Origin of the sequence: Pseudomonas triticifolii (genome assembly GCF_014358015.1) — a bacterium.
Classification (GTDB): domain Bacteria; phylum Pseudomonadota; class Gammaproteobacteria; order Pseudomonadales; family Pseudomonadaceae; genus Aquipseudomonas; species Aquipseudomonas triticifolii.
In genome coordinates, this window is record NZ_JACONV010000014.1 from 1 (window position 1) to 26,107 (window position 26,107).

Consider the following 26,107-nt stretch of genomic DNA (forward strand, 5'->3'; position numbering starts at 1 on the left):
TGGGCGCCTAAAAAGCCAAGGTCTTAAAACCAGGACAAAAAAAAGCCACCTGGTAAGGTGGCTTTTTGAAGGTCATTCCCCGCGATACTCACATCCACTGGTACAGGTTTCATGGATGCGAACGGCAGAGAGTTCTGGAAGCAGCGGTTTCAACTCATCCCAGATCCATTTCGCCAGATTCTCACTGGTTGGGTTTTCGAGGCCCGGAATATCGTTCAAATAGTTGTGATCAAGGCGCTCATAAAGCGGCTTGAAGATGGCCTTGATCTCGGAGAAGTCGCGAATCCAGCCTGTATGAGGATCGACTTTACCGGCAAGGTGGATGCCGACGCGAAACGAGTGTCCATGCAGGCGGCCGCACTTGTGGCCTTCTGGCACATGAGGCAAGCGGTGCGCGGACTCGAACGTAAACTCTTTGAAAATTTCCAAAATGTATCAACTCTGGGAAAGTGGCTATCGCAGAAGCGACAATTGCAGCGCACGAGTTTAACAGTAATGGTTTGAAACTCCATCGTGGGTGATGGCGATCATCACTGATAGCATGTGGCCAGACCTATTCAGTTTGAGTTAAGTTGCCAGCGCTATGGTGGGTGCCATAAAAGCACTGGACGTGATCATGAGAACGCCGATAACCCTGCTGACCGCGCTAACCTTATCCACGACTGCCTGTATCATTCACGCACGTGACGTTGATCCGGATGAAGTCGTGCGGTTGAGCAGCGCTGGCACCATCAAACCCTACGAATTCCTTGATGCCCAGGCGTTGAGCCAACATCCAGGTGCAAGGATCGTAGAATCCGGGCTTGAAACTCAGTACGGCAAGTACATCTATAAGGTTGAGCTTCGTGATGTGAGGGATACCGAGTGGGATCTCGAGATCGACGCCGTCACGGGAAAAGTCTTCAGGAATCGTCAGGATAATTAATGAATGTCGACAAGCGTCTTTGCGCGACCTTGGTATTGAGTCTGGTGTGCTCGTATACCTATGCCAGAGACCTGAACCAGGATGAAGCGCTCAGCTTGCGTCAGCGTGGGGTAATTCTTCCGCTTGAGCAGTTCATCGAGCGGGCATTGGGGTTGTATCCGGGTGCCAGATTGCTGGAGGCCGAGCTGGAAGAGAAAGACAATGCCTATGTCTATGAGTTTGAATTGCTGACCCTGCAGGGCGTTGTTCGCGAACTTAAGTTCGATGCGCGCGATAGCCGATTGTTGAAAGATGAGGAAGATTGATGCGGCTGCTATTGGTTGAAGACCATGTACCCCTTGCAGATGAGTTGATTGCAGCGCTTGGGCGACAAGGCTACGCCATTGATTGGTTGGCAGATGGACGTGATGCGGTTTATCAAGGAACGAGCGAGCCCTACGATCTCATCGTGCTCGATCTGGGCTTACCCGGCATGTCTGGCCTGGAAGTGCTTGAGAAATGGCGCAGCAGCGGGCTGGCGACGCCGGTGCTGGTACTTACGGCAAGGGGATCCTGGTCTGAACGTATCGAGGGACTTAAGGCCGGTGCCGACGATTACCTGACCAAACCGTTTCACCCCGAGGAACTTCAACTGCGTATCCAGGCGCTGCTGCGCCGCTCTCACGGGTTGGCTAACCAGCCAACGCTGGAGGCCGCAGGCTTGAAGCTGGACGAGGGACGCCAGTCTGTCACCCGTGATGGCGTTGACATCCAGCTAACCTCAGCGGAGTTTCGTCTGCTGCGTTACTTCATGCTCCACCCCGAACAGATTCTATCCAAAAGCCACCTGTCCGAGCATCTGTACGATGGTGAGAACGAGCGCGACTCCAATGTGATTGAAGTCCACGTCAATCATCTGCGGCGTAAGCTGGGCCGTGCGGTGATCGAGACACGTCGTGGGCAAGGTTACGTCTACGGTGGGGCAGGGGGTTGAAATCCATACAGCGGCGATTGAGTATCGGGCTGATCGCCGTCATGGTGGTGGTAGGGCTGGTCATGGCGCAGACCAGCCTCTGGTTGTTTGAGCTTGGCTTGCAACGCTATCTCGAATCAGGTCTGCGCAACGAAAGCGAGAACTTGCTCGTGGCTTTGGTTCGCGGGCCTGCAGGGCTGCAACTGGACGAGCATCGCTTGTCTGGCGCCTACCAGCGTCCGCTGTCTGGCCACTACTTTCGAATCGATCTACCGCAAGGTCATTGGCGCTCGCGTTCACTCTGGGATTTCGAGCTGCCGGAGTCCTCTCCAGTTGGTCTGCACGCCAATTTCGAACTGGGTCAGACAGGACAATCGCTCCTGATGCTGACCGCCGAATACCGCAAGTTCGGCAAACAGATTTCGATTACGGTGGCTCAGGACTACACCCCGGTGAGGGCCAGTTTCAGGCGCATGCAACAGATCGGACTGGGGCTGGGGTTTGCCGCTTTGATTCTGGTATTGGTCCTTCAGCGCGTGACGGTGCGCAGAGCGCTACGGCCTCTTGAAACTGTGCGCGGCCAGATATCCCAGCTTCAGCAAGGACAGCGGTCCCAGCTGGACGATCAGGTGCCGCTTGAACTGGAGCCTCTGGTCGCGCAGATCAATCACTTGCTTGCCCACACAGAAGACAGCCTCAAACGCTCGCGCAACGCGCTGGGTAATCTGGGGCATGCACTGAAGACGCCCCTGGCGGTGCTGCTGAGCGTGGCATTGAGTGAACAGCTTGATGAAAAGCCGGCGTTGCGCAAAACGTTACAGGAACAGTTGGAAAATATCCGACTGCGTCTGGAGCGAGAACTCAACCGGGCACGCTTGTCCGGTGACGCATTGCCTGGCGCACGTTTTGATTGCGATGCCGAACTGAGCGGGCTGTTCTCCACGCTGAGCATGATCCATGGTGGGCATCTGGATCTGGTCAATAACGTTGAAGCGGGCATGCAGTTGCCATGGGACCGCGAGGACATCTTAGAGCTGCTCGGTAACCTGCTGGATAATGCTTGCAAGTGGGCAGACAGCGAGGTGCATCTGAGTATCCTGCGTCAGCAAAACGGTTTTTGCCTGTTGGTCGATGATGACGGCCCAGGGATTCCGGAGCTTCAGCGTGTGGAAGTGTTCAGTCGAGGTGCTCGCCTTGATGAGCAAATCATCGGACATGGCCTTGGGCTGGGTATCGTGCGCGATATCGTTGAAGCGTGGGGCGGGCGGCTGCAGTTGCTGGACAGTCCGCTGCAGGGGCTGCGGGTTCGGATCGACCTGCCCGAGCGTATCGCACCGATGTAGGCAATATCCGACGATAAAGAAGGGCAGGCCTTAATGTTCAAGCGGATTGGCCGATAAAGAGTGGTGTAACCATGACTTTATAAAAATAACCACAAGGCCAATCCTATGCGTCTTAGTCTGAAAGCCAAGGTTCTTCTGCTGGCGGTACTGCCCGTGCTGACGTTCGGGGTGGTGATCAGCGCAACTACGGTATTCATGCTGCATCAACAGGCGGATCGTGAGGTCAACGACACGCGAGAGCGCCTGCTCTCCGAAGCCAAGACGACGCTGCAGAATTATGTCGCTATCGCGATGACCGCCATCAAGCCGCTTTACGAGGCGGCAGCGCCGGGTGACGAAAATGCCCGGGCGTCGGCTATCAAGCTGCTTTCCTCGGTGTCCTACGGCAAGGACGGCTATCTCTTCGGCTATGACTCTCAGGTCGTACGCATTTTCAGAAGTACCAGTCCCGACGGATTGGGCAAGAGCTTCAATGACGTTCGTGATCCAAACGGCGTGTATCTCAATCGTGAACTGGTGGCCGTGGGCAAAGCGGGTACTCACTACGTCATGTACTCCTCAGCCTTGCCAGGCAAGACTGAACCCGTCCCTAAAATCGGTTACACCGAATACCTGCCCAAGTGGGATCTGATCGTGGGTTCTGCCGTGAATCTGGACGGCATTGATGCACAGGTCGCCATCGTCAGGCAAAACGTGGAGGCGCGCCTGCAGGAGATGCTGTACAGCATTGTCGGTATCACGCTTCTGGTGTTGGTCGTTATCAGCGTCATTGGAGTTCTGATGACCGGAACGTTACTGCGCCCTCTACGGCTGATGAAAAACAACCTGGACGATATCGCCGCAGGTGAAGGTGATTTGACGCGTCGTCTCGCTATTACCAGTAATGATGAGCTGGGTGATCTTGCGGGGTCGTTCAACCGGTTTGTCGACAAGATTCACGGGCTGGTCCGTCAGATCACCGAGATGACGGGACAACTGAATGGGCTGGTAGGCGAAGTGTCATCACAGGCTCAGCGTTCCGAAAACGCCATGGAGCGTCAGCGTCACGAAACTGATCAAGTGGCCACTGCGATCAACGAGATGTCCGCGGCTGCGCAAGAAGTCGCCAAGAGTGCGCAGAGTGCCTCTGTCGCAGCTCAACAGACCGATGAGCAAGGGCGGACCGCCAAACGCGTGGTTGATGGCAGCATTCGTCAGATCCACGCGCTGGTGGACGATATTCGTAAAAGCGGGACATCGCTGGACAGTCTGCAACAGGACGTTTCGTCGATCGTCAGTGTGCTGGGTGTGATTCGCTCGATCGCAGAGCAAACCAACCTGCTTGCGCTTAACGCTGCCATTGAGGCCGCAAGGGCCGGTGAGGCCGGTCGCGGTTTTGCGGTCGTGGCTGACGAGGTTCGGGCGCTGGCCAGTCGCACCCAGCAAAGCACTCAGGAAATCCAGAGCATGATCGACCGCCTGCAGTATGGTACACAGGAAGCGGTGACGGCGATGCGTCGCTCCAGTGAAGCAGGGGACGGTACCTCGACCCAAGCCAATGAAGCCGGTGTTTCGCTGGTCTCGATTGGCGAGCTGATTGCGACCATCAACTCAATGAACGCTCAGATCGCCAGTGCTGCCGAGGAGCAGACGGCGGTCGCCGAAGAGATCAACCGCAGCGTTCATCAGATCGCCGGTGCGGTCGAGAGTGTTGCGGAAGAAACCCGACTGGGCGCTCAGACCTCACGCGCGCTCGCCGAACTGGGAACAAGGCTTGGAGGCCTGGTCGGACAGTTCCGGGTCTGAAAAATGGGTGGCAAGGGCCCGGGTCCTTGCCACGTCGGGCTTTTAGCCTTTCTGGCCATGCCATGATCATTGTCATTCATACGGCACTCGCACGTTCGCCCGCTGACTAAGGTCTAGACCGCGCGCAATGCGCGGCCGACTGACATGGAATGGACATGAACGAAACCGTACAGCAATACAAGACACTCCTTCTGCTACTGGTGGGGGTGACCGTTGCCTTCATCTGGATTCTGCTGCCGTTTTACGGCGCGGTGTTCTGGGCAGTGATTCTCGGCATCATCTTTTCGCCTCTTCAGCGAAGGCTGTTACTTCGATTCAACTGGTCACGCAACCTCACGTCCTTGTGCACATTGATGATCTGTCTGGTCATCGCCATTCTGCCAGTGATCATCATCAGCGCCTTGCTGGTCCAGGAAGGCACCACACTGTACAAGAACGTCGAAACCGGGCAACTGGACATTGCAGGCTATCTGGCCGAGTTCAAGACGCTGCTGCCGCACTCGCTGCAGGGACTGCTGGATCGGCTCGGCATGGGTGACCTCAATGGGCTGCGTGACAAGATCGCCAAGGGCGCCATGCAGGGCAGCCAGTATCTGGCGACCCAAGCGTTCAGTTTCGGTCAGGGAACCTTCGATTTCGTGGTGAGCTTTTTCATCATGCTCTACCTGTTGTACTTCTTTCTGCGCGACGGTCACGACCTGGTTCGCAAGATGCGCAACGCAGTGCCGCTTGCCGAACAGCAGAAGCGCCGCTTGCAGCTCAAGTTCACCCGCGTGGTGCGTGCCACAGTCAAAGGCAACGTTGTGGTGGCTGTCACGCAGGGCGCGCTGGGCGGCTTCATCTTCTGGGCGCTGGACATACCGAGCGCATTACTCTGGGCTGTCATCATGGCCTTTCTCTCGCTGCTGCCAGCGGTGGGCGCGGGGATCGTCTGGGCGCCGGTTGCGTTGTATTTCCTGCTCAGTGGCATGATCTGGCAGGGCGTGGTGCTAGGCCTGTTCGGGGTGTTCGTCATCGGCTTGGTGGATAACGTGCTTCGCCCGATTCTGGTCGGCAAGGACACCAAAATGCCGGACTATCTCATCCTGATCTCCACGCTTGGCGGCATGTCAGTATTTGGACTGAACGGCTTTGTGATTGGTCCTCTGATTGCCGCACTGTTCATCTCGACCTGGGGCTTGTTCAGCAGCGCCAAGAAGCCGGTCCGACTGCCCGGTTAAGTTTATTTGAGGCAAAAAAAACCCTGCTCGAGAGCAGGGTTTTTTGTTTTCGGGCAATCAGCCGGGCATATGAATGCCAGCGTTGACGACCAGATCCAGCAGCGGTTGCGGGTAGACACCCAGTACGAAGGTCAGGATCGCAACAGCCAGTAGCATGACGCCACCTGTACGCTGTGCCCAGTTGAACGCTGCGTCATGACGCGGCAGCTTGGCGTCGACCAGGTACATCGTGACCATCACTCGCAGGTAGTAGAACAGGCCGATGGCGCTGCCCAGGACCAGTGCGCCCACCAGCCACCACAGTTGCGACTCGACACCGGTCGCAATCATGTAGAACTTGCCGATGAAGCCTGCGGTGAGCGGAATGCCCGCCAGCGACAGCAACATGAGGGTCATGACGGCGGTCAGATACGGACGACGCCAGAACAGGCCGCGATACTCGAACATCGCATCGGCGTCGCGACCGCTGTAAGGCGACGACATCATGGTGATCACGCCGAAGCTGCCCAGCGAGGTCAGCACGTAGGTAGCCAGGTACACGCCAATGGCTTCCACAGCCATGCCCTTGCTGGCTACCAGCGCGATCATCAGGTAACCGAAGTGTGCGATGGAGGAGTAACCCAACAGACGCTTGAGGTTGGTCTGGGTCAGCGCCAACAGGTTACCCACCAGAATCGAGGCGACTGCGATCACTGCCAGCACATTCTCCAGCACGCCGCTGGTGGCAGCTGGCGATATCTGGAACAGGCGCACCAGCACGGCAAACACAGCTACCTTGCTGGCTGTGGCCAGGAATGCAGCCACCGGAGCCGGGGCGCCTTCGTAGACGTCAGGCGTCCAGAGGTGGAAGGGCACCAGCGACAGTTTGAACGCCAGACCGACCAGCATCATCGCCAGACCCAGGCTGGCGATCGGGCTAGGCATGCCGGTTGCCGCGATGGCCTTACCGATGCCTTCGAAGCTCAGCGAGCCTGCTTCTGCGTACAGCAACGCCATACCGAACAGCAGGAACGCAGAGCCGGCCGCTGACAGCACCATGTACTTGATGCCGCCTTCCAGCGAGCGCTTGTTGAAGAACGCATAAGCCACCAGACCATAGACCGGTACCGACAACAGTTCCAGACCGATGAACAGGCCAGCCAGATGCTGAGCGCTGACCAGAACCAGACCGCCAGCGGCGGCCAGCAGGATCAGCAGGTAGAGTTCTTCGCGGTTACCCGGATACCCGACCTTTGCGTCGCCCAGATAGGCGTGCGCCATGGTCACGCACGCCAGGGTCGAGGCAAGAATGATCGCCATGTACAGGCAGGCAAAGTTGTCGACCTGCAGCAGCGGAGTGACCGCCAGCGGGGCAACCTTCATTGCCGGGTAAATGGAAAGCAGGGCCAGGTTCAGCCCCGCCACCGAAAGCAGAAAGGTTTGCGAGTGATTGCGGCGCCACGCGATTGCCAGCATCACCACAACAATGGTGATACTGGTAATCAGCAGCGGCGCAAGCGCAATAAAGTGTTGAATCGTCAGGTCCATAGCGCTCTTACCGGGCCGAAGCGAGTTGAGTGAAGGCAGTGCCTAGCCATTGCTGCACGCCGTGCATGGTCGCTGCCGATGTGTCGAGGAACGGCTGCGGGAAAACCCCGAGCACGATCAGCAACACGGCAAGGCCCAGCACCATGATCAGTTCCCGTCCATCCATGCCTTTGAGAACCTCGTCCGATTTGGACGGGCCAAAGTAGGCGCGGTGGATCATGATCAGAGAGTAGACAGAACCGAATACCAGACCGGATGTTGCGATAGCCGTGACCCATGGCGAGCTGACAAAGCTGCCCAGCAGGATCAGGAACTCACCCACGAAGTTACCGGTGCCCGGCAGACCCAGAGACGCCGCCGCGAAGAACAGGCTGATGGCTGGCAGATAGGCGATGCGTGACCACAGGCCGCCCATCTCGCGCATATCACGCGTATGCAGACGCTCGTACAACTGACCACTGAGGATAAACAGCGCTGCTGCTGACAGACCGTGCGCGAGCATCTGTACCACGACGCCCTGCAATGCCTGCTGGCTGCCCGAGTAGATACCAATCAGTACAAAGCCCATGTGCGAGACACTGGAGAATGCGATCAGACGTTTGATGTCGGTCTGCGCAAAGGCCAGGAAGGCACCGTAGAAAATACCAACCAGACCCAGCGTCATCGCGATCGGAGCGAACTCGGCCGATGCATTCGGGAACAGGGGCAGGGCGAAACGCAGCAGACCGTAGGCCGCAGTCTTCAGGAGGATACCCGCCAGATCGACGGAGCCTGCTGTAGGTGCCTGGGCGTGTGCGTCCGGCAGCCAGGAGTGGAACGGTACGACCGGCAGCTTCACCGCAAAAGCGATGAAGAAGCCCAGCATCAGGATGTACTCGGTGCCCGGCGTCAGCTTGGTTTTAAGCAGGTCGGCGTAGGCGAAGGTGATGACACCCGTCTGATTGAAGTGCACCAGCACCAGACCCAGGATCGCCACCAGCATGATCAGGCCGCTGGCCTGAGTGAAGATGAAGAACTTGGTGGCCGCGTAGATACGTGTCTTCTTGCCGTCTGCCGAGCTGTGACCCCAGAGCGCGATGAGGAAGTACATCGGCACCAGCATCATTTCCCAGAAGAAGAAGAACATGAACAGGTCGATGGCGAGGAACACGCCCACCACACCGCCCAGGATCCACATCAGGTTGAGGTGGAAGAAGCCCACCTTGCGCTGAATTTCCTTCCACGAGCACAGTACCGACAGCACGCCCAGCAGGCCGGTCAGCAGAATCATCAGCAACGACAGGCCGTCAAGGGCCAGGTGCACGTCGATGCCGAAACGGGTGATCCACGGATGGTGGAATTCCAGGGTCCAGGTCGGATCGGCACCCGGCACCGGCGCGTAGCCGAAGTTGCCGGTCGCCCAGAGCCAGAGGCCCAGGGCCAGTTCGAGGGACATGGTCAGCAGCGCGATCCAGCGCGGCAGGGTAGGGCCGAAGCGCTCACCCAGCCAGCACAGCAGGCCACCGATAAAGGGGATCAGGATTAGCCAAGGCAGAATCATGACGGGCTCAATTCCTTTCGCAAATTCGCAAGGTTCATGTCAGACCGCAACCAGAACGACGGCACCGAGTACCAGAACGGCACCCACGGCAATCGAGGCAGCATACCAACGCAACTGGCCGGTCTCTGTGCGGCTCATGGTGTCATGACCGCCTTTGACCAGACGTGGGATCAAGCCGATGGTGCGGTCGAACGGATCGCTACGCAGCAGATGACTGATCGCCAGATAAGGTTTGACGAAAAGCTTGTCGTAGATCCAGTCGAAACCCCAGGCAGCGAACCACCAGGCCGACAGGAAGCGGCCGGGACCGCTGTTGGCAATGGCCGTCACCAGACGACGCTTGCCAAGGAACAGCAACGCCGCCAGCAGAATGCCTGCCAGTGCGATGGCACCCGACGCAATTTCCAGACTGTGCTTGGCTTCACCACCGGCGTGGCCGACGCTCTGCGGCAACACGCCAGCCAGTGGAGGCGTGATCAGTGCGCCGATGAACGTCGACAGCACGATCAGCACCGACAGTGGCAACCAGTGAGCGATACCGTGACCGGCATGCGCTTCGGTCTTGGCTTCACCATGGAACGCGATGAAGATCAGGCGGAAGGTGTACAGCGAGGTCATGAACGCACCCACCAGACCCGCGTACAGCAGACCGTTGTTGCCGCTGGCGAACGCCTCCCAGAGGATTTCGTCCTTGGAGTAGAAACCTGCAGTCAACAGCGGCAGAGCTGCCAGGGCGGCACCACCGACGATGAAGCTGGCGTAGGCCAATGGCAGTTTCTTCCACAGGCCGCCCATCTTGAAGATGTTCTGCTCATGGTGGCAGGCAACGATCACGGCACCCGATGCGAGGAACAGCAGCGCTTTGAAGAACGCGTGCGTCATCAGGTGGAAAATTGCGCCTTCCCAAGCGCCGACCCCCAACGCCAGGAACATGTAACCAATCTGGCTCATGGTCGAGTAGGCGAGGATACGTTTGATGTCGGTCTGAACCAGCGCGGCGAAACCTGCCAGCACCAGAGTGACACCACCCACAATACCGACCAGATGCAGAATGTCCGGTGCCAATGCGAACAGGCCATGGGTACGGGCAATCAGGTAGACACCGGCCGTTACCATCGTTGCGGCGTGGATCAGCGCCGAAACTGGCGTAGGGCCAGCCATCGCGTCAGCAAGCCAGGTCTGCAGCGGCAGTTGCGCGGACTTACCGACAGCACCGCCCAGCAGCATCAACGTCGCCAGCACGATCCAGAAATCGCCGACCTTGAAGTGTTCTGGAGCCTTAACCAGCAGTTCTTGAACGTTCAGCGTGCCCAACTGCTGGAACAGAATGAACAGGCCGATGGCCATGAACACGTCACCGATGCGCGTCACGACGAAGGCTTTCAGAGCTGCATTGCCGTTGTTGCGGTTGCTGTAATAGAAACCGATCAACAGGTAGCTGCACAAACCTACGCCTTCCCAACCGAAGTAGATGAACAGCAGGTTGTCGCCCAGAATCAGGAACAACATGCTGGCAATGAACAGGTTGGTGTAGGAGAAGAAACGCGAGTAGCCCGCTTCACCGCGCATGTACCACGACGCGAACAGGTGAATCAGGAAGCCGACACCGACCACTACGCCCAGCATCGTGACGGACAGGCCGTCCAGATACAGGGCGAAGTTGGGCTGGAAGCCATCCACATCCATCCAGCGCCAAAGCACCTGGGTGTAATGACCCCCTTCAGGCGGTGCGACGTTGAACTGCCAGATGACCCACGCCGCCACGATGGCGGAAAGGCCAATGGAGCCGACGCCGATCAGCGCCGCGAGGTTTTCCGAGAGGCGGCCACGTGAAAACGACAGCAGCAGGAAACCGATGAGGGGAAATACGAAAGTCAGAAAGAGAAGATTCATCCGCGCATCTCACTGGCAGCGTCGATATCGAGCGTGTGGAAGCGGCGATACAGTTGCATCAGGATCGCCAGACCAATACTGGCCTCGGCGGCTGCAAGGCTGATCACCAGAATGAACATGACCTGTCCATCCGGCTGCGCCCAGCGGCTACCTGCAACAACGAACGCCAGAGCAGAGGCGTTCATCATGATCTCAAGGCTCATCAACACGAAAAGGATGTTGCGTCGCACCATCAAGCCGACCAGACCGAGGCAGAACAGCACCCCGGCAACCGCCAGACCGTGTTCGAGAGGGATAGCATTCATTGGCTTGGCTCCTTCGCCTCGTTGCGGCCCAGGTGGAACGCTGTGACCGCTGCTGCAAGCAGCAGCATCGAGGCAAGTTCCACGACGAGCAGGTAAGGCCCGAACAGGCTGATGCCGACGGCTTTGGCGTCGACTGTGGTGTGACCGATGGCAGCGCCGGTCTGGTGGGCGAACAGCACATACAGCAGTTCAGCCAGCAACAGCACGCCGAGGATGACCGGACCAATCCAGATGCCGGGCTTGAGCCAGGTGCGCTCCTGCTGAACCGAGGCTGGACCCAGGTTCAGCATCATGACCACGAACACGAACAGCACCATGATTGCGCCAGCGTAGGCGATAACTTCCAGTACACCGGCGAACGGTGCACCCAGGCTGAAAAAGGTCATGGCCACAGCGATCAGTGAAATGATCAGGTAGAGCAGGGCGTGCACCGGATTCGTGTTCGTGATCACCCGCAGGGTGGACACAACAGCGATACCGGATGCGAAATAGAAAGCGAATTCCATCTTTACTTCCTTAAGGCAGCAAGCTCTTGACGTTGATCGGCTCGGCTTCATTCTGCGCGGAGCCCTTGGGCTTGCCAGCAACGGCCATGCCTGCAACGCGGTAGAAGTTGTAGTCGGGGTTCTTGCCGGGGCCGGAGATCAGCAGATCTTCCTTCTCGTACACCAGGTCCTGACGTTTGAAGTCGGCCATCTCGAAGTCCGGCGTGAGCTGGATTGCGGTGGTCGGGCAGGCTTCTTCACACAGCCCGCAAAAAATGCAGCGCGAGAAGTTGATGCGGAAGAAATCCGGATACCAGCGGCCGTCTTCTTTTTCAGCTTTCTGCAACGAAATGCAGCCCACCGGGCAGGCCACAGCGCACAGGTTGCAGGCTACGCAGCGCTCTTCGCCATCAGGGTCGCGGGTCAAAACGATGCGGCCACGGTAGCGGGGCGGCAGGTAGACCTGCTCCTCGGGGTACTGCAGGGTGTCGCGTTTGCGGAAGCCGTGACCAAACACCATCACCAGGCTGCGCAGTTGGGTACCAGTACCCTTAACGATGTCGCCAATATATTTGAACATGGGTCAAATCCTCACTGAACCGAGCCTGCCGGTGTGTTCAACAACACAATCGCAGCAGTCACCAGCAAATTGATCAGGGTCAGCGGCAGACAGAATTTCCAGCTGAAATCCATGACCTGGTCATAACGAGGGCGCGGAATGGACGCGCGCAACAGAATGAACAGCATGATGAAGAACGCGGTTTTCAGGGCGAACCAGAAGAAGGCCAACGATGGCAGGATATCGAACGGGCCGTGCCAGCCGCCGAAGAACAGGGTCACCAGCAACGCCGAGATCAGAATGATGCCGATGTATTCGCCAACGAAGAACATGCCCCATTTCATGCCGGCATATTCAATGTGGTAACCGTCTGCCAGTTCCTGCTCGGCTTCCGGCTGGTCGAAAGGGTGACGGTGAGTCACTGCCACGCCTGCGATGAAGAACGTACAGAAGCCGAAGAACTGCGGAATGATGAACCACAGGTTCTGCGCCTGATACTCGACGATATCGCGCATGTTGAACGAGCCGACCTGCACCACGATGCCCATCAGCGCAAGGCCCATGAACACTTCGTAGGAAACGGTCTGCGCCGACGCACGCAAGCTGCCGAGCAGGGCGAACTTGTTGTTGCTCGACCAGCCGGCGAACAGCACCGCGTAAACGGACAGACCGGCCATGGCGAAGAAGAACAGCAGACCGATGTTCAGATCCGCCACACCCCAGGTCGGGGTGATCGGGATAACGGCGAACGCGATCAGCAAGGCACTCATGGCCACGACCGGTGCCAGGGTGAAGATCACCTTGTCGGCGAACGGTGGCGTCCAGTCTTCCTTGAAGAACATTTTCAGCATGTCGGCTGCAATCTGGAACATGCCGAAAGGGCCGACGCGGTTAGGACCGTAACGGTCCTGCCACCAGCCCAGCAGGCGACGTTCCACAAAGCTCAGCAATGCGCCGCAGACCACCACGGCCAGCAGCACCACGATGGCCTTGACGACCGCAATGATCGCGTCGATCACTTCAGGGGTGAACCAGGTCATTGCGCTGCCTCCTGCAGACCGTCTACGGATTTGCCGAACACTGCCGCAGGAATGCCCGCCAGACCGGCTGGCAATGCAACCAGACCTGCACCCAGTTCTTCGTTGATGCGCAGCGGCAGCTTGAGCGTCTGACCTGCTACGTTCAGCGAGATCAGTGCGCCTTCGTTGACGCCCAGGCGATCTGCTTCCGACTTGCCCAGCGCTACGTAGGCCTGGGGAATGCGCTCCTGAACCGGTGCCGCCAGAGACGAGGTTTCATCGCTGCCGAACAGGTGGAAGAACGGCACAACCTGCCAGGTGCCACGCTCCGGCGCGAAGGCGCGAGGGACGCTGGCGAACCACGACAGGCCATCACCTTTACTTTCGATCAGGCGTGTACCCGGATCGCCTGCACGCAGATGACCACCGACCTCGTCCTGGAACTTGTTCCAGGCCTGTGGCGAGTTCCAGCCCGGAGACCAGGCGAACGGCACTTGCTGACGTGGCTCGACAGACCCAGAGTAACCTTCCATGGAGAAGGAAAACGCGGTGTCCTTATCCTGCGGGGTGCGGGGTTCATGCACACTGATGTTGGCGCGCATGGACGTACGACCGCTGTAACGCAGTGGCTCGCGAGCCAGTTTCAGGCCTTTGATGCGGAACGATGCCGATGGTGCAGCATTGACGATACCGGCCAGTTGCGCAGAACTGCTCGCACAGGCTTCGGTGACGTGGTCCAGTTGCGTCCAGTCCACCGGCTTGTTGAGCAGGGTCGAGCGCAGGGCATGCAACCAGCGCCAGCCCTCGTGAATCATAATGCTGGCGTCCAGGTAGGTCGGATCGAACACCTGGAAGAAGCGTTGTGCACGGCCTTCCTGACTGACCAGCGTGCCGTCGCCTTCGGCGAAGCTGGCAGCGGGCAGAATCAGGTGGGCGCGATCACTGGTCGGCGTCTTCTGATGGTCAGCAACGATCACCACCTTTGCAGCACTCAGTGCGGCGTCGACAATCGATGCATCGACACGGCGGTACAGGTCGTTTTCCAGCACCACAATCGCGTCGGCCTTGCCGGAGATGACCGCTTGCAGCGCAGCGTCAACGGACTCACCGCCGAGCATGGCCAGACCCATGCTGTTGGCTTCGGGAACGATCAGGCTGATGGAGCCTTGCTTGTCGCGCAGCTTCAGTGCCTTGGCAATGTTGGCGGCGGCTTCGATCAGAGCGGTCGAACCCAGCGAACTGCCGGAAATGATCAGAGGACGCTTGGCGGCGAGCAGGGCGTCGGCGATGCGTTGCGCCAGTTCCAGCGCTTCGCTGTCCAGGCCTTCGACGGCTGGTGCGCTGGCGTCCAGGGCGTGGGCAACGGCGAAACCGATGCGTGCCAGGTCGTCAGGTGCCGCATGCACGCATTCTTCGGCCACGTCGTCGAGGCGGGTTTCAGCCAGGCTGGCGATGAACAGCGGGTTCAGCTCGTGCTGGCCGATGTTCTTGACGGCTGCATCCAGCCACGGCTGGACTTTCATGGCGGCGGCCATGTCTTCGGCCTTGCCTTTAACGGCCTGACGTAGACCCAATGCCATGCGGGCAGCGGTCTGGGTCAGGTCTTCGCCCAGCACGAAGATGGCGTCGTGGTCTTCGATATCACGCAAGGTCGGAATCGGCAGCGGGCTGTCGTTCAGGACCTTGAGGATCAGGCGAATGCGTTCCAGCTCGCCCGCTTCGATACCGCTGTAATAGTGCTCGGCACCGACCAGCTCGCGCAGCGCGTAGTTGCTTTCCAGGCTGGCGCGTGGCGAACCGATGCCCACGATGTTACGACCGCGCAGCAGATCGGCGGCCTTGTCCAGCGCTTCGTCCAGGCTCAGTTTGACCTGGCCCGCGGCAAGCAGTGGCTGACGAGGGCGATCCTTGCGGTTGACGTAGCCGTAGCCGAAACGGCCACGGTCGCACAGGAAGTATTGGTTCACGGAACCGTTGTAGCGGTTTTCGATGCGGCGCAGTTCGCCATAACGCTCGCCAGGGCTGATGTTGCAACCGCTGGAGCAGCCATGGCAGATGCTTGGCGAGAACTGCATGTCCCACTTGCGGTTATAGCGCTCGGAGTGGGTCTTGTCGGTGAACACACCGGTCGGGCAGACCTCGGTGAGGTTGCCGGAGAACTCGCTTTCCAGCGTGCCGTCTTCGACGCGGCCGAAGTACACGTTGTCGTGCGCACCATAAACGCCCAGATCCGTGCCGCCAGCGTAGTCCTTATAGAAGCGGACGCAGCGATAGCAGGCGATGCAGCGGTTCATCTCGTGTGCGATGAACGGCCCCAGTTCCTGGTTCTGGTGGGTGCGTTTGGTGAAGCGATAACGGCGCTCGTTGTGGCCGGTCATCACCGTCATGTCTTGCAGATGGCAGTGACCGCCTTCTTCGCAAACCGGGCAGTCGTGTGGATGGTTGGTCATCAGCCATTCGACGACACTGGCGCGGAACGCCTTGGATTCATCGTCATCGATGGAAATCCAGGTGTTGTCGGTGGCTGGCGTCATGCAGGACATGACGATACGACCACGTGTGTCGTTCTCGTCGGTGTACTGCTTGACCGCACACTGGCGACAGGCGCCAACGCTGCCCAAGGCAGGGTGCCAGCAGAAATAGGGGATATCGAGGCCCAGCGACAGACAAGCCTGTAACAGGTTGTCTGCGCCATCGACTTCGAGGGCTTTGCCGTCTACGTGGATAGTAGCCATGGTTCAAAGATCTTCGTTGGCCCGTTGTCAGCAGGCGTGGCTAATGGAATCTCGGTAGTACCTGCAGCATTCAGCCCGTCGGGGCGTCAGCGGGTACGAGGACGGCGGCCTTGAAAAGTCCGCCGTCCGGTGTGTCTTGTTATGCGCCGACCATGGTCGGACTTTTGCCGGGTGTCAGCGTGTCGGGTCTGGCAGGTGCGATACCGGCTTCGAACTCGGAGCGGAAGTACTTGATCGCGCTGCCCAGTGGCTCGACGGCTCCTGGTGCGTGTGCACAGAACGTCTTGCCAGGACCGAGGAAATTGACCAGACCCAGCAGGGTTTCGATATCACCCGGCTGGCCCTGACCATTCTCGATGGCGCGCAGCATCTTCACGCTCCACGGCAGACCGTCGCGGCATGGCGTGCAGAATCCGCAGGATTCCTGGGCAAAGAACTCTTCCATGTTGCGCAGCAGCGACACCATGTTGACCGAATCGTCGACCGCCATCGCCAGGCCTGTGCCCATCCGCGTACCGACCTTGGCAATGCCACCGGCATACATCTGGGCGTCCAGGTGTTCCGGCAACAGGAAGCCTGTACCGGCACCGCCTGGCTGCCAGCACTTGAGCTTGAAGCCATCGCGCATGCCACCGGCGTAGTCTTCAAAAAGCTCGCGAGCCTGCACGCCGAACGGCAGCTCCCACAGGCCCGGGTTCTTGACCTTGCCGGAGAAACCCATCAGCTTGGTGCCATGGTCTTCACTGCCTTCGCGGGCCAACGACTTGTACCAGTCGTTACCGTTGTTGACGATAGCGGGCACGTTGCACAGGGTTTCGACGTTGTTTACACATGTCGGCTTGCCCCAGACACCCACGGCAGCGGGGAAGGGCGGCTTGGAGCGCGGGTTGGCGCGGCGGCCTTCCAGCGAGTTGATCAGTGCGGTTTCTTCACCGCAGATATAGCGCCCGGCGCCGGTGTGCACGAACAGCTCGAAATCGAAGCCGGTACCCAGGATGTTCTTGCCCAGCAGACCGGCTGCCTTGGCTTCGGCCACGGCACGGTTCAAGTGTTTGGCGGCAGTGACGTATTCGCCACGCAGGAAGATGTAACCGCGGTAGGCCTTCAATGCCTTGGCGCTGATCAGCATCCCCTCGACCAGCAGATGGGGCAGTTGCTCCATCAGCATGCGGTCCTTCCAGGTATTGGGCTCCATCTCATCCGCATTGCACAGCAGGTAGCGGATGTTCATGGATTCGTCTTTGGGCATCAGGCCCCACTTCACGCCAGTGGGGAAGCCTGCACCGCCGCGCCCCTTGAGGCCGGAGTCCTTGACGGACTGGACGATCTCGTCGGCTGATTGCTGGAGCAGTGCTTTTCGCGCCGCTGCATAGCCGTCTTTGGTCTGGTACTCGTCAAGCCACACCGGCTCGCCGTCGTCGCGCAGACGCCAGGTCAGCGGGTGGGTTTCTGCGGTGCGCGCAATGCGGTTCGCAGGGCCGAAGGACGTGATGGTCATAGGTAACCCTCCAGCATCTTGGCTACGCCAGCAGGCTGTACGTCGCCGAAAGTATCGTCATCGACCATCACGGCCGGGGCCTTGTCGCAGTTGCCCAGGCAGCAGACGGGCAGCAGGGTGAAACGGCCGTCTTCGGTGGTTTGACCCAGACCGATGCCCAGCGAAGTCTTGATCTCGTCGACCACCGATTCGTGGCCGCCGATGAAGCACACCATGCTGTTGCAGACGCGGATAATGTGGCGTCCGACCGGTTGACGGAAAATCTGGCTGTAGAAGGTGGCCACGCCTTCGACGTCGCTGGCAGGAATGCCCAGCAGATCGCCGATGGCGTAGATTGCACCGTCCGGCACCCAGCCGCGTTCCTTCTGAACGATCTTCAGGGCTTCGATGGACGCCGCGCGCGGGTCCTCGTAGTGATGCATTTCATGCTCGATGGCCGAGCGCTCTGTTTCGCTCAGCGCGAAACGGTCTGTCTGGATAAGCGGGCTGTTCATGCTTAGCGGTCCACGTCGGCCATAACGAAATCGATACTACCCAGGTACGCGATCAAGTCCGCGACCATGCTGCCTTTGATCACCGAAGGGATCTGCTGCAGATGCGGGAAACTTGGAGTGCGGATCCGGGTACGGTAGCTCATGGTGCCGCCGTCGCTCGTCAGGTAATAACTGTTGATACCCTTGGTCGCTTCGATCATCTGGAAGGATTCGTTGGCCGGCATGACCGGGCCCCACGAAACCTGCAGGAAGTGCGTGATCAGGGTTTCGATGTGTTGCAGCGTGCGCTCTTTGGGCGGCGGCGTGGTCAGCGGGTGATCCGCCTTGTACGGGCCAGCCGGCATGTTGCGCATGCATTGATCGATGATCTTGATGCTCTGGCGCATTTCTTCCACGCGCACCATGCAGCGGTCATAGGCATCACCGTGCACGGCCAGCGGCACTTCGAATTCGAAGTTCTCATAGCCCGAGTAAGGACGAGCCTTGCGCAGGTCGAAGTCCAGACCGGTGGCGCGCAGGCTCGGGCCGGTTACGCCCCAGTCCAGTGCTTCCTTGGTGTTGTAGGCGGCGACGCCGACGGTACGACCTTTAAGGATGCTGTTCTGCAGGGCTGCCTTGTTGTATTCGTCGAGACGCTTTGGCAGCCAGTCAACGAAGTCCTTGACCAGCTTTTCCCAACCGCGTGGCAGATCGTGGGCAACGCCGCCGATGCGATACCAGGCCGGGTGCAGACGGAAACCGGTAATGGCTTCGATCACCGTGTACGCCTTCTGGCGGTCGGTGAAGGTGAAGAACACCGGCGTCATCGCACCAACGTCCTGGATGTAGGTACCCAGGAACAACAAGTGGCTGGTGATACGGAAGAACTCGGCCATCATGATGCGGATCACGTTCACGCGATCCGGCACGGTGATGCCCGCCAGTTTTTCGACCGATAGCACGTAGGGCAGGTTGTTCATCACCCCGCCGAGGTAATCGATACGGTCGGTGTAAGGAATGTAGCTGTGCCAGGACTGGCGCTCGCCCATCTTCTCGGCACCACGGTGGTGGTAGCCGATGTCTGGAACGCAATCGACGATTTCTTCGCCGTCCAGTTGCAGAATGATACGGAAGGCACCGTGGGCCGAAGGGTGGTTCGGGCCCAGGTTGAGGAACATGTAGTCCTCGTTCTTGCCGGACCGCTTCATGCCCCAGGCTTCCGGATTGAAGCGCGCGGCTTCTTCTTCCAGTTGCTGCTTGGCCAGCGTCAGGCTGTACGGATCGAATTCGGTCGCACGCGCCGGGAAATCCTTGCGCAGCGGGTGACCTTCCCAGGTCGGCGGCATCATGATGCGGGTAAGGTGCGGGTGGCCCGGGAAGTCGATCCCGAACATGTCCCACACTTCACGCTCGTACCAGTTGGCGTTTGGCCAGATACCGGTGACGGTCGGTACGCTCAGGTCGCCTTCCGACAGCGCTACCTTGATCATGACGTCACTGTTACGTTCTATCGACATCAGGTGATAGAAGACCGTGAAGTCAGCACCCGGAAGACCACGGCGATGGGTGCGCAGGCGCTCGTCCACGCCGTGCAGGTCGTAAAGCATGGAGTAGGGTTTGGATACCTGACGCAGGAAGGTCAGGATCTCGACCAGTCGGGCGCGCTCAACCCACAGCACAGGCATGCCAGTGCGGGTCGGCTGGGCCGTGAAGGCCTCGGCGCCAAAACGGTTGTTCAGTTCAACGACGACGTCTTGGTCGTCAGCCTTGTAAGGCGGGATGTACAGAGCGTTGTCTGCAGTCATAGGTCTCAATCACTTCGGTCAACGTACAGAATCAACCCCGGTTCTTGTCTTTTTTATAAGAAGAACGGGCTGGATCAGACTTCGTCGGGGCTGCGCAGGTTGGTGACCTGAATACGCTGTTCGCGGCGCTGTTCCTTTTGCGACGGCATATCGGCGCGGTACACGCCTTGATCACCGACGACCCAGGAAAGGGGGCGACGCTCCTGGCCGATGGATTCCTGCAGCAGCATCAGGCCTTGCAGAAATGCCTCTGGGCGGGGCGGGCAGCCGGGCACGTAGACATCCACGGGGAGGAACTTGTCCACACCCTGGACCACAGAGTAGATGTCGTACATGCCACCGGAGTTGGCACACGCGCCCATGGAAATGACCCACTTGGGTTCGAGCATCTGTTCATACAGACGCTGAATGATGGGGGCCATCTTCAAGAACGGCGTACCAGCGATTACCATGAAATCCGCCTGACGTGGCGAAGCCCGGATAACCTCTGCGCCGAAGCGCGCGATATCGTGAGGTGCCGTGAAGGCGGTGGTCATTTCCACGTAGCAGCACGACAGACCGAAGTTGTAGGGCCACAGGGAGTTCTTACGTCCCCAGTTGACCGCACCATTCAGCACGTCTTCAAGCTTGCCCATGAAAATGTTTTTGTGGACTTGGTCTTCTAACGGATCGGAAACGGTTTCCCGTTTGCCGATGGGGTACTGCTCGTTAGGAGCATCCGGGTCGATCCTTGTAAGATTATATTGCATCGCCAAAGCCTCATTGTTTCAGCTTCGCTTGCCGATTACGGCGACCTTCAGGAGCCCAGTCAAGAGCGCCAACCCGCCATAGGTAGACAAGACCTGCCAACAGAATTGCTATGAAAACGAGAGCTTCGACGAATCCGGTCCAGCCGCTTTCGCGGACGGACACAGACCAGGCAAAGAGAAAAAGGGCTTCAATGTCAAAGATCACGAAAAGCATCGCGACCAGATAGAATTTTGCGGAAAGACGCAGGCGCGCGCTGCCGGTAGGCAACATGCCGGATTCGAAAGGTTCGTTCTTGCTGCGGCCCCAGGCCTTGCTTCCGAGCAGGCTGGACAGACCGAGCATGAAGGCGCAAAGGCCGACAACACCCAAAAGGAAAATGGCGAAGCCCCAGTTGTGGGCAATCAATCCTGTCGATTCGGGCATGCTGGCAGTCCTTGTTAGAGAGCAAAGGTCTCTGTGCTTGATAAAGAGTTGAGGCAGTGACGAAATGTCGCAGCGCGGTCAACGCAATGATTTTATGTGCAAACAGTTAGCAAGTAAATTTTCTACATCAAATTTATTCAACGAATCAATCGGCTATAAGCCTCCAGAAAGGCTGGAGGGCATGCGGGACGGGGCTCGTGGGGCGTTTCACCGATTATGTATCCGTGCACCGAAAGTGACTGAAACGCAATTTGAATGATAATTGATATCATTTGTGGGGCGGTTGTTAGTTTGGTGTGACATAGTTGCGACGCGGGTCCATTTACAACCCGCCGTTTTTATCGCAGTTCCTGCGGCGCTCTGCATTGTCCGGAATCAATATTCATTCGACCGCTTACAATAAAAAAACCGCCCGATTGGGCGGTTTTTCATTCAGCATGCGGCAGGTAGTATCAGTGGAATTGCTCTTCTTCGGTGGAGCCGGTGAGTGCGGTGACGGAGGAGGCGCCGCCCTGGATCACGGTGGTCATGTCGTCGAAGTAGCCAGTACCCACTTCCTGCTGGTGGGCCACGAACGTGTAGCCCTTGGCGGCGTCAGCGAATTCCTGCTCCTGCAGTTTCACGTAGGCAGTCATGTCGTTGCGGGCGTAATCGTGTGCCAGGTTGAACATGCTGTGCCACATGTTGTGGATGCCCGCCAGTGTGATGAACTGGTGCTTGTAGCCCATGGCTGACAGTTCTCGCTGAAATTTCGCGATGGTTGCGTCATCCAGGTTCTTCTTCCAGTTGAAGGACGGCGAGCAGTTGTAGGACAGCAACTGGTCCGGGTATTCCTTCTTGATCGCTTCGGCGAATCGACGGGCTTCTTCCAGATCCGGCTTGGCGGTTTCACACCAGATCAGATCGGCGTAAGGCGCGTAGGCCAGGCCGCGAGAAATGGCCTGATCCAGACCCGCGCGGACCTTGTAGAAACCTTCCGGTGTGCGCTGGCCGGTCACGAACTCTTTGTCGTAAGGGTCGCAGTCCGAGGTCAGCAGGTCTGCCGCGTTGGCGTCGGTGCGGGCCAGAATGATCGTGGGTACCCCAGCGACGTCAGCAGCCAGGCGGGCAGCCACCAGCTTCTGAATCGCTTCCTGAGTCGGCACCAGTACCTTGCCACCCATATGGCCGCATTTTTTTACGGAGGCCAGCTGATCTTCGAAGTGCACACCGGCAGCACCAGCCTCGATCATGCTTTTCATCAGCTCGTAGGCGTTCAGGACGCCTCCAAAACCGGCTTCCGCATCCGCTACGATCGGTGCGAAGTAGTCGATATAGCCTTCGTCACCTGGATTCTTGCCGGCTTTCCACTGGATCTGGTCGGCGCGACGAAATGAGTTGTTGATGCGCTTGACCACCGTTGGAACCGAGTCGACCGGGTAAAGCGACTGGTCCGGGTACATGGACTCGGCGGAATTGTTGTCGGCGGCAACCTGCCAGCCAGAGAGGTAGATCGCCTGGATACCGGCCTTGACTTGCTGCACAGCCTGACCACCGGTCAGGGCACCCATGCAGTTGACGAAGTCCTTGTCTGGTCGAAAGGACGGCTTGGCACCTTGAGTGACCAGATTCCAGAGCTTGTCAGCGCCCATTTTTGCGAGGGTATGTTCCGGTTGAACCGAGCCACGCAAGCGGACCACATCTGCGGCGGAATAAGTACGGGTCACGTTTTTCCAGCGCGGATTTTCAGCCCAGTCTTTCTCAAGAGCCGCTATTTGTTGTTCGCGTGTCAGTGCCATGGTGATAAACCTCTAGAAGTAGGTCTTGTAGGAAAGTCCTGCTCCGCCAAAACGCCTCGTTTATCGAAGGCACGGTAAATGGCTGCTCGCTGATGAGAGGCCCTGGACCAGGCCGCGGTTTAAAGGATTGCGAAAGGTGAACGATGGCTCGAGGGGGAGCGGGTACCGGGCATGACTCAGTCAAGTGGACAGTCTGGCTCGTGGATGCCGTTGTGCGTCACCAAAAAGCCTTGCCGGGTTACCGTTTACGCTTCCGTCCCTCGGGACAACTTCGTTCCAGTCGCAACCTCGTCAAACTGCCTTGTGGGCGGTGCGGACACGAACCGGCTCTAGTGGGTGAGTCAGAGCGCGATTCGAAGGCCTTTGCGGGGCCTCTGATCAGCGGGAGCGAGGCAATCATGCCTCGCGTCTTTTGACCCGTCAAACGATTTGTAGTGCTTTTCTGTTATCACTACATATTTACCTGAAACCGACCGAGTGGTCACTAAAAGCCCCGTAGGTACTGGCTTTCAGGGCAGAGCAGGCTACTCGAGGGTTTGCACCATGACGCGCAGTACCATATCGTCCCGACCCTGGGTCGAATAGCGCTGCGCAATACCGTTCTGATCGGCCACAGACTGGTCGCTGCTGCTGGCCAGCGTGATCCATTCGCCCAGGCGGCCACTGACCTGGCTATCGGTACTTTGCACCTTGATGGTATCGGGGCGCTCCTGGCTCATTCGGTCGCGATTGGTGCTGATGCTAAGGTGCACATTGTCGCCGGTGACGCTGGCAGTGACATAGAAGCCTTGGGTCACGTTCCTGTATTCGGTGTTGCTCTGCGCATACCCGTAGGAGTCTGTCGAGGACGTCGTCAGTGGCACGCTTTGTCCAATCTGAATCAATGCCGGCGTTCCCTCACTGGTCTGCACCTGCTGTACGCCACCTTCGCGACTGGCAGTGCCGTAACTGATGACTCGCGAACCGTTAGCGCTACGGGAGGCGTTCTCGCTGGTATCCACGCTGATCAACAGGCGTTTTGGAGCGGTATCAAGTTGCAGAATAAGGCTACGAAGTTCTTCGATCTTGCGAGAATCCGCGTTGACAATCAGTTGGTTGCCGTAAGCGCTTACCGTGCCATCCTGGCCTAGAAAGGACTTCGCGACAGGCAGCAGATCAGCGCTGGTCCGGTAGTTCAGCGGCACCACCTCTGTGGCTGCAAGTGTGCAGGCGCTGAAAGCGATCAGCAGCGAGGCGAGCAGGGTACGTCCTGACATGTCCAGTCTCCGCGATGATTGAGTGAAGCATCATGGCTTAAAATAAGTGTGCACGGTTATCGGCCTGCGCCCAGTAAGCTGAACCGCTGGATGGCAAAACGCCCCATCATTACGTCTCTCAGCATAGTCAGGCTGCGGCGCAATGTGGGGCGTCGTGTTTTTGTAGTGCGTTTGATAACGCCTACACAGGGCTAGCTTTCAGGCCTGGCGAACCATGTCTACGTGAGGCAGGCCTGCCTCAAGAAACTCGTCGCTGACTACGGTGAAGCCGAAGCGTTCGTAAAACGCGGCAGCCTGAACCTGAGCGCTGAGTTTCTGCTTCTGCAAGCCGCGCTTCTCGGCCTCACCGATCACTGCAGTGAGCAGCGATTCGCCGACTTTCAGGCCACGCCAGTCCTTGAGGACTGACAGGCGACCAATTTCACCATCCAGTAGCAGGCGGGCAGTGCCGATCGGGTAGTCGCCTTCATAAGCCAGGAAATGCACGGCATTCATGTCTTCTGAATCCCATTCCAGTTCCGGTGGTACCGATTGCTCGGCGATGAAGACTGCGTCGCGAATACGCCGAATGTCGGCGTTGTTTTTCTGCCAATCTGCAACGGATACGGTGATTTTATTCATCGGCAAATCCCAGGCTTCCTTGTTTTACGAGTTCGCAAAGCAGATTGCGTCCCTCGTCATCGGCCAACCATTGGCCGAGGTTGTCGCTGTGCAATGCATCGGCAGCGCAGATCAGCTTTAGCAGATCGCGCAGGTTACCGGGCAGCAGGCGGCTCTGACCACTGGCAAACAGTAGCAGATCATCGTCTACTTCCGACCAGGCCAGGCGTGCGCTTGGGTTGCGGATCAGCACGGCACCCTGTTCCAGGCTGGCGATCAAATCCTCTTCGCCCAGTTCCGGGCCCACGACCAACTCAGGATAGCGTGGTTCGGTCATGAACTGGCCGAACCAGGTCAGCAGCAGACGCTCATCGCCCATGTGCTCGGCCAGCAGGGCCTTCAGGCGGTCCAGCGCGTCGTGCTGGATCTGGTGTGGATCATTGGCCGGTTGCGCATCGGCATCGGTGTAGCGTTCTTCGTCAGGGATGAACTGGCTGAGGAAGTCGGTGAAGTGCGTCAGCACCTCGGCTGCGCCAGGAGCGCGGAATCCGACCGAGTAAGTCAGGCAGTCATCTACGGCCACACCACAATGAGCCAGGCGCGGCGGGAGGTAAAGCATGTCGCCTGGCTCCAGCGTCCACTCTTCGGTGGCCTGGAAATCAGCAAGAATGCGCAGGTCGGCGTGCTGCAGTAGCGGGCTTTCGGCGTCGCACATCTGGCCGATCTGCCAGTGACGCTTGCCGTGACCTTGTAGCAGGAACACGTCGTAGTTGTCGAAATGCGGGCCGACACTGCCGCCCGGCGCTGCGTAGCTGATCATCACGTCATCGATGCGCCAGCTCGGCAGGAAACGGAAGTGCTCCAGCAGTTCGCTGACTTCCGGAACGAACTGGTCGACCGCTTGAACGAGCAGGGTCCACTCGCGCTCGGGCAGCTTGCTGAACTCGTCCTCGGCGAACGGGCCGCGGCGTAGCTCCCAGGGGCGTTCGCCTTTTTCGATGACCAGACGCGACTCGACCTCTTCTTCCAGGGCCAGACCCGCCAGCTCGTCTGCATCGATCGGGCTCTGAAAGTCCGGCAATGCCTGACGGATCAGCAGCGGCTTCTTTTGCCAGTAGTCACGCAGGAAAACGCGCGCGCTGATGCCGCCCAGAAGTTGAAGAGGAATATCAGGATTCATGTGTAAGCCCTTGAAATGAAAACGCCCGGCACAGCCGGGCGTGTGCAAATTGTATT

The 26,107-nt window shown here is 58.5% G+C and carries 24 protein-coding genes and 1 pseudogene; 7 read left to right on the forward strand and 18 right to left on the reverse strand.

Going from position 1 to position 26,107, the window contains the following annotated elements:
• Positions 1-72 precede the first annotated feature (72 nt).
• The gene (queD, locus tag H8S56_RS17180) at positions 73-429 is read right to left on the reverse strand and encodes a 6-carboxytetrahydropterin synthase QueD (RefSeq protein ID WP_080265974.1); all 357 of its coding nucleotides are present in this window, start codon (positions 427-429) and stop codon (positions 73-75) included.
• Between the two features lie 187 nt (positions 430-616).
• On the opposite strand from queD, the gene H8S56_RS17185 reads away from it, so the two are divergent.
• From H8S56_RS17185 to H8S56_RS17210, 7 genes and pseudogenes are all read left to right on the forward strand, one after another.
• Positions 617-925 (forward strand): PepSY domain-containing protein, encoded by a 309-nt coding sequence (locus tag H8S56_RS17185; RefSeq protein WP_187519294.1) that lies wholly within the window; start codon positions 617-619, stop codon positions 923-925.
• On the forward strand, positions 925-1,230 hold the full coding sequence (locus H8S56_RS17190) for a PepSY domain-containing protein (protein WP_024685516.1): 306 nt from the start codon (positions 925-927) through the stop codon (positions 1,228-1,230). The genes H8S56_RS17185 and H8S56_RS17190 overlap by 1 nt, the downstream gene beginning before the upstream one ends.
• Complete coding sequence (locus H8S56_RS17195) at positions 1,230-1,898, forward strand: response regulator transcription factor (protein WP_187519295.1); 669 nt, start codon at positions 1,230-1,232, stop codon at positions 1,896-1,898. Before H8S56_RS17190 ends, H8S56_RS17195 begins: the two co-directional genes overlap by 1 nt.
• A complete protein-coding gene (locus H8S56_RS17200; RefSeq protein ID WP_187519296.1) occupies positions 1,895-3,220 on the forward strand; it encodes an ATP-binding protein in 1,326 nt (441 codons plus the stop codon). The genes H8S56_RS17195 and H8S56_RS17200 overlap by 4 nt, the downstream gene beginning before the upstream one ends.
• Before the next feature lie 195 nt (positions 3,221-3,415).
• Positions 3,416-4,147, forward strand: a pseudogene (locus H8S56_RS24975) (cache domain-containing protein); the annotation flags it as partial.
• Between the two features lie 102 nt (positions 4,148-4,249).
• Positions 4,250-5,005, forward strand: coding sequence for a methyl-accepting chemotaxis protein (locus H8S56_RS24980; RefSeq protein WP_408003826.1), 756 nt, complete (start codon positions 4,250-4,252; stop codon positions 5,003-5,005).
• A gap of 155 nt (positions 5,006-5,160) precedes the next feature.
• On the forward strand, positions 5,161-6,225 hold the full coding sequence (locus H8S56_RS17210; RefSeq protein WP_024694498.1) for an AI-2E family transporter: 1,065 nt from the start codon (positions 5,161-5,163) through the stop codon (positions 6,223-6,225).
• 57 nt (positions 6,226-6,282) lie between these two features.
• Here the strand turns inward: H8S56_RS17210 and nuoN are convergent, their stop codons facing one another.
• The 17 genes from nuoN to H8S56_RS17295 form a co-directional block, all read right to left on the reverse strand.
• Positions 6,283-7,752 carry an NADH-quinone oxidoreductase subunit NuoN gene (gene nuoN / locus H8S56_RS17215; RefSeq protein ID WP_024685521.1) on the reverse strand — a complete coding sequence of 490 codons (1,470 nt, stop codon included), beginning with the start codon at positions 7,750-7,752 and terminating at the stop codon, positions 6,283-6,285.
• Positions 7,753-7,759: 7 nt separating this feature from the next.
• Positions 7,760-9,292, reverse strand: a complete 1,533-nt coding sequence (nuoM, locus tag H8S56_RS17220; protein WP_187519298.1) for an NADH-quinone oxidoreductase subunit M — start codon at positions 9,290-9,292, stop codon at positions 7,760-7,762.
• A gap of 39 nt (positions 9,293-9,331) precedes the next feature.
• Positions 9,332-11,185, reverse strand: a complete 1,854-nt coding sequence (gene nuoL / locus H8S56_RS17225) for an NADH-quinone oxidoreductase subunit L (RefSeq protein ID WP_024685523.1) — start codon at positions 11,183-11,185, stop codon at positions 9,332-9,334.
• Positions 11,182-11,490: an NADH-quinone oxidoreductase subunit NuoK gene (nuoK, locus tag H8S56_RS17230; protein WP_002554020.1), complete on the reverse strand. Its 309-nt coding sequence runs from the start codon at positions 11,488-11,490 to the stop codon at positions 11,182-11,184. Before nuoK ends, nuoL begins: the two co-directional genes overlap by 4 nt.
• Positions 11,487-11,996: an NADH-quinone oxidoreductase subunit J gene (gene nuoJ / locus H8S56_RS17235; RefSeq protein WP_024685524.1), complete on the reverse strand. Its 510-nt coding sequence runs from the start codon at positions 11,994-11,996 to the stop codon at positions 11,487-11,489. Before nuoJ ends, nuoK begins: the two co-directional genes overlap by 4 nt.
• Positions 11,997-12,006: 10 nt before the next feature.
• On the reverse strand, positions 12,007-12,555 hold the full coding sequence (gene nuoI / locus H8S56_RS17240) for an NADH-quinone oxidoreductase subunit NuoI (protein ID WP_004884641.1): 549 nt from the start codon (positions 12,553-12,555) through the stop codon (positions 12,007-12,009).
• A gap of 11 nt (positions 12,556-12,566) precedes the next feature.
• On the reverse strand, positions 12,567-13,574 hold the full coding sequence (nuoH, locus tag H8S56_RS17245; protein WP_004884642.1) for an NADH-quinone oxidoreductase subunit NuoH: 1,008 nt from the start codon (positions 13,572-13,574) through the stop codon (positions 12,567-12,569).
• Positions 13,571-16,288 (reverse strand): NADH-quinone oxidoreductase subunit NuoG, encoded by a 2,718-nt coding sequence (nuoG, locus tag H8S56_RS17250; RefSeq protein ID WP_187519299.1) that lies wholly within the window; start codon positions 16,286-16,288, stop codon positions 13,571-13,573. The genes nuoH and nuoG overlap by 4 nt, the downstream gene beginning before the upstream one ends.
• A gap of 139 nt (positions 16,289-16,427) precedes the next feature.
• Positions 16,428-17,786, reverse strand: coding sequence for an NADH-quinone oxidoreductase subunit NuoF (nuoF, locus tag H8S56_RS17255; protein WP_004884644.1), 1,359 nt, complete (start codon positions 17,784-17,786; stop codon positions 16,428-16,430).
• Positions 17,783-18,280 (reverse strand): NADH-quinone oxidoreductase subunit NuoE, encoded by a 498-nt coding sequence (nuoE, locus tag H8S56_RS17260; RefSeq protein WP_004884646.1) that lies wholly within the window; start codon positions 18,278-18,280, stop codon positions 17,783-17,785. Before nuoE ends, nuoF begins: the two co-directional genes overlap by 4 nt.
• A gap of 2 nt (positions 18,281-18,282) precedes the next feature.
• Positions 18,283-20,064, reverse strand: coding sequence for an NADH-quinone oxidoreductase subunit C/D (nuoC, locus tag H8S56_RS17265; protein ID WP_024685528.1), 1,782 nt, complete (start codon positions 20,062-20,064; stop codon positions 18,283-18,285).
• A gap of 74 nt (positions 20,065-20,138) precedes the next feature.
• The gene (locus H8S56_RS17270; protein WP_004884656.1) at positions 20,139-20,813 is read right to left on the reverse strand and encodes a NuoB/complex I 20 kDa subunit family protein; all 675 of its coding nucleotides are present in this window, start codon (positions 20,811-20,813) and stop codon (positions 20,139-20,141) included.
• Between the two features lie 10 nt (positions 20,814-20,823).
• Positions 20,824-21,237: an NADH-quinone oxidoreductase subunit A gene (locus H8S56_RS17275; RefSeq protein WP_002554011.1), complete on the reverse strand. Its 414-nt coding sequence runs from the start codon at positions 21,235-21,237 to the stop codon at positions 20,824-20,826.
• 452 nt (positions 21,238-21,689) lie between these two features.
• The gene (aceA, locus tag H8S56_RS17280; RefSeq protein ID WP_024685529.1) at positions 21,690-23,015 is read right to left on the reverse strand and encodes an isocitrate lyase; all 1,326 of its coding nucleotides are present in this window, start codon (positions 23,013-23,015) and stop codon (positions 21,690-21,692) included.
• 524 nt (positions 23,016-23,539) lie between these two features.
• Positions 23,540-24,271: a secretin N-terminal domain-containing protein gene (locus H8S56_RS17285; RefSeq protein ID WP_187519300.1), complete on the reverse strand. Its 732-nt coding sequence runs from the start codon at positions 24,269-24,271 to the stop codon at positions 23,540-23,542.
• Between the two features lie 198 nt (positions 24,272-24,469).
• A complete protein-coding gene (locus tag H8S56_RS17290) occupies positions 24,470-24,892 on the reverse strand; it encodes a GNAT family N-acetyltransferase (RefSeq protein ID WP_024685531.1) in 423 nt (140 codons plus the stop codon).
• A complete protein-coding gene (locus H8S56_RS17295) occupies positions 24,885-26,051 on the reverse strand; it encodes a ribosomal protein uL16 3-hydroxylase (RefSeq protein ID WP_024685532.1) in 1,167 nt (388 codons plus the stop codon). Before H8S56_RS17295 ends, H8S56_RS17290 begins: the two co-directional genes overlap by 8 nt.
• Positions 26,052-26,107: the final 56 nt, after the last annotated feature.

Coding starts and splice junctions, on each gene's coding strand:
- H8S56_RS17185 (WP_187519294.1), top strand. CDS start 617: ATGAGAACGCCGATAACCCTGCTGACCGCGCTAACCTTATCCACGACT.
- H8S56_RS17190 (WP_024685516.1), top strand. CDS start 925: ATGAATGTCGACAAGCGTCTTTGCGCGACCTTGGTATTGAGTCTGGTG.
- H8S56_RS17195 (WP_187519295.1), top strand. CDS start 1,230: ATGCGGCTGCTATTGGTTGAAGACCATGTACCCCTTGCAGATGAGTTG.
- H8S56_RS24980 (WP_408003826.1), top strand. CDS start 4,250: ATGGAGCGTCAGCGTCACGAAACTGATCAAGTGGCCACTGCGATCAAC.
- H8S56_RS17210 (WP_024694498.1), top strand. CDS start 5,161: ATGAACGAAACCGTACAGCAATACAAGACACTCCTTCTGCTACTGGTG.
- nuoN (WP_024685521.1), bottom strand. CDS start 7,752: ATGGACCTGACGATTCAACACTTTATTGCGCTTGCGCCGCTGCTGATT.
- nuoM (WP_187519298.1), bottom strand. CDS start 9,292: ATGATTCTGCCTTGGCTAATCCTGATCCCCTTTATCGGTGGCCTGCTG.
- nuoL (WP_024685523.1), bottom strand. CDS start 11,185: ATGAATCTTCTCTTTCTGACTTTCGTATTTCCCCTCATCGGTTTCCTG.
- nuoK (WP_002554020.1), bottom strand. CDS start 11,490: ATGAATGCTATCCCTCTCGAACACGGTCTGGCGGTTGCCGGGGTGCTG.
- nuoJ (WP_024685524.1), bottom strand. CDS start 11,996: ATGGAATTCGCTTTCTATTTCGCATCCGGTATCGCTGTTGTGTCCACC.
- nuoI (WP_004884641.1), bottom strand. CDS start 12,555: ATGTTCAAATATATTGGCGACATCGTTAAGGGTACTGGTACCCAACTG.
- nuoH (WP_004884642.1), bottom strand. CDS start 13,574: ATGACCTGGTTCACCCCTGAAGTGATCGACGCGATCATTGCGGTCGTC.
- nuoG (WP_187519299.1), bottom strand. CDS start 16,288: ATGGCTACTATCCACGTAGACGGCAAAGCCCTCGAAGTCGATGGCGCA.
- nuoF (WP_004884644.1), bottom strand. CDS start 17,786: ATGACCATCACGTCCTTCGGCCCTGCGAACCGCATTGCGCGCACCGCA.
- nuoE (WP_004884646.1), bottom strand. CDS start 18,280: ATGAACAGCCCGCTTATCCAGACAGACCGTTTCGCGCTGAGCGAAACA.
- nuoC (WP_024685528.1), bottom strand. CDS start 20,064: ATGACTGCAGACAACGCTCTGTACATCCCGCCTTACAAGGCTGACGAC.
- H8S56_RS17270 (WP_004884656.1), bottom strand. CDS start 20,813: ATGCAATATAATCTTACAAGGATCGACCCGGATGCTCCTAACGAGCAG.
- H8S56_RS17275 (WP_002554011.1), bottom strand. CDS start 21,237: ATGCCCGAATCGACAGGATTGATTGCCCACAACTGGGGCTTCGCCATT.
- aceA (WP_024685529.1), bottom strand. CDS start 23,015: ATGGCACTGACACGCGAACAACAAATAGCGGCTCTTGAGAAAGACTGG.
- H8S56_RS17285 (WP_187519300.1), bottom strand. CDS start 24,271: ATGTCAGGACGTACCCTGCTCGCCTCGCTGCTGATCGCTTTCAGCGCC.
- H8S56_RS17290 (WP_024685531.1), bottom strand. CDS start 24,892: ATGAATAAAATCACCGTATCCGTTGCAGATTGGCAGAAAAACAACGCC.
- H8S56_RS17295 (WP_024685532.1), bottom strand. CDS start 26,051: ATGAATCCTGATATTCCTCTTCAACTTCTGGGCGGCATCAGCGCGCGC.